Origin of the sequence: Methylobacterium sp. WL18, from assembly GCF_008040015.1 — a bacterium.
GTDB lineage: Bacteria > Pseudomonadota > Alphaproteobacteria > Rhizobiales > Beijerinckiaceae > Methylobacterium > Methylobacterium mesophilicum.
Genome location: NZ_VRVD01000682.1, coordinates 1 through 2409, shown reverse-complemented (window position 1 = coordinate 2409; position 2409 = coordinate 1). Strand labels below are relative to the sequence as shown.

Sequence of the window (2409 nt, the reverse complement as noted above, 5' to 3'; positions counted from 1 at the left end):
CGCCCGCGCGGCGCGGGCCGGCGTGGGCCGGCGCATCCGCCGTCAGGTCGGGAACGACCAGAAGACCCGGGCCGTCGGGGATACGCGCGAGGATACCGGCGAGGGCGGCTCCGGGAAGGCTGAGGGCGGGCGAAAGGCTGCCTGCGGGCGAAAGGCTGCCGGCCCCGAACCCGTCGGCGGCTTCGGACCGGGGCCGGTCCCCGGTGTCGAGGCTGAGCAGGGCCATCGGAGCCCCGCAGGCCCGGCGGGCCATGCGGAGAAGGTCCTCGAAGCCCGGTTCCGGCGCGGGATCGGGGACGGCGCCGGCCACGGCCACGGCCGCGAGGCGGTACGGGTCCCGGGCGTCGGACCTGGTGTCGGACATGGCGGCGTGCGCGGCGGCGTTGTCGATGGGCGCGGATGCCGCCGCCTCCGGGGCAACGATGGCGGCAGCAAGGCTGATCGCGAGAAAATCGCGACCGGGGTCGTTATCGCGCACGGACAGGGCCGGTTTTCGCGCCGATATGCGCGCGAAAACCCGATGGCTCGTCCTGCACATCGGGTCCGAGATCGGGCCATCGGCCGGTTCTGGTGCCGGTATCGGGGCCGGTGGTCCCGGCTCCGGTCAGCCGGACGCCGCCACGGCGTGCGCGGCGATCGCGCCCGCCGTGGTGATCCAGACCCGGTCCCGATGGGCCGCGACATGGGCGAGCGCCGCCCGGAGCGGCCGCAGCCGGTGGGGCTGGCCGACGATGTAGGGATGGAGCGCGATGCCCATCACCAGGGGCGCCGCGGCGGATTGCTCCAGCATCTCGTCGAAGGCGTCGACGAGCGCGTCGGCGAAGTGGCGGCCCGTCTCCTTGCGGGCGACGATCGCCGGGATGTCGTTGAGCTCCTGGGGATACGGCACGGCCAGGATCCGGCCGCCGCCCCGGGTCGCCATCCAGGTCGGCTGGTCGTCGTGGCACCAGTCGAGCAGGTAGCGGTAGCCGGCCTCGGCGAGCAGGTCCGGCGTCACCCGCGACTGCGAGATCCAGGGGCCGAGCCAGCCGGCCGGCGCCCGGCCCTCCTCCCGGGTCAGGATCGCGGTGGCGTCCGCGATCAGGGCGCGCTCCTCCGCCTCGGACAGGGTGCCCTGCCGCTCGGCATTGGTGCGGCCGTGCCCGACGATCTCGTCGCCGCGCGCCCGGAACGCCTCGATCAGGCCCGGGCAGTCCCGGTAGAGCCGGCTGTTGACCAGCACGCTCGCGGGCAGGCCGAGGCCGTCGAGGGTGTCCCGCAGCCGCCAGGCCCCGACCCGGTTGCCCCAGTCGCGCCAGGCGTAGTTGAGCACGTCGGGCTGCGGCCCGCCCGGGGCGAGCTCGGCCCCGAGCCCCGAGCCGAAATCGAAGGTCTCGAGGTTGAGCCCGACATAGACCGCGAGCCGCCTTCCCCCGGGCCAGTCGTAGACCGGCCGGTCCGGGAGGGCGCTGTAGCGGTAGCGGCCGTGCTGCGCGGCCGAGGGAGCATCATCCATCGCGGGTCCAGTGTCCGGGTGCGCCCGGGCAGATAGGCCGGATCCGGGATGCCGCCATGCCTGTCCGCCGCCATGCCTGTCCGCCGTCATGCCTGTTCCGGCGGCCGGCCCTGCTGTACCGGGTCGGGACGGGACCGCGTGCGGCGGTCCGGGTGTCGAGGAAGGATCCGCCGTGCCGCTGGCCGACACATCTCAGGGGGACGGGCGACCGGTCGTCTCGGACATCGCCGCGCGCCTCGAACGGCTGCCGATGTCGCGCTACCAGCGCAGGATCTTCGCGGTCATCGCGTCCGCCTGGCTGGTCGACCAGATCGACGTGGCGCTCCTGACCTTCCTGCTCGGCTCGATCGTGGTGGCCTTCGGGCTGACCCCCACGGAGGCCGGCCAGCTCGCCGCCATGACCTTCGCGGGCCAGCTCGTCGGCAACATCGTCGCCGGCACCGCCTCCGACCGGTTCGGCCGCAAGGCGGTGTTCCAGGTGACCATGGTGGTCTGGGGCCTGGCGAGCCTCGCGGCCGCGGCCGCCTGGAGCCTGCCCGTGCTGATGGCCTGCCGGTTCCTGATCGGGGTGGGCGTCGGCGGCGAGGCGCCGGTGGCGCAGGCGATGGTCTCGGAGATCGTCCCGGCCCCCGTGCGCGGCAAATACATCGCGATCCTGGAGGGGTTCTGGGCGGTGGGCTACGTCCTGTCCGGGGCGATCAGCTTCTTCGTGCTGCCCTATCTCGGCTGGCGCTGGGCCTTCGTGGTGGTCGGCCTGCTGTCGCTGGTGGTGCTCGCGGTGCGCCGCTCCATGCCCGAATCGCCCCGCTGGCTCGCCGAAACGGGCCGGCACGCGGAAGCCGACGCCGTGATGACCACGATGGAGCGCGCGGTCGAGCGCGCCACCGGCCGCCCCCTGCCCCCGGTCACCCCGC

At 74.2% G+C, this 2409-nt stretch carries 2 protein-coding genes and 1 pseudogene; 1 reads left to right on the top strand and 2 read right to left on the bottom strand.

Going from position 1 to position 2409, the window contains the following annotated elements:
• Both FV228_RS26940 and FV228_RS26935 read right to left on the bottom strand, forming a co-directional pair.
• Positions 1 to 478 (bottom strand): annotated as a pseudogene (locus FV228_RS26940) (hypothetical protein); the annotation flags it as partial.
• Between the two features lie 126 nt (positions 479 to 604).
• Positions 605 to 1495 carry a polysaccharide deacetylase family protein gene (locus FV228_RS26935; RefSeq protein WP_147857321.1) on the bottom strand — a complete coding sequence of 297 codons (891 nt, stop codon included), beginning with the start codon at positions 1493 to 1495 and terminating at the stop codon, positions 605 to 607.
• Positions 1496 to 1667: 172 nt separating this feature from the next.
• Between FV228_RS26935 and FV228_RS26930 the strand changes: the two genes are divergently transcribed.
• The coding region (locus FV228_RS26930) for an MFS transporter (protein WP_147857320.1) at positions 1668 to 2409 on the top strand (742 nt) is incomplete at its 3' end.

Coding starts and splice junctions, on each gene's coding strand:
- FV228_RS26935 (WP_147857321.1), bottom strand. CDS start 1,495: ATGGATGATGCTCCCTCGGCCGCGCAGCACGGCCGCTACCGCTACAGC.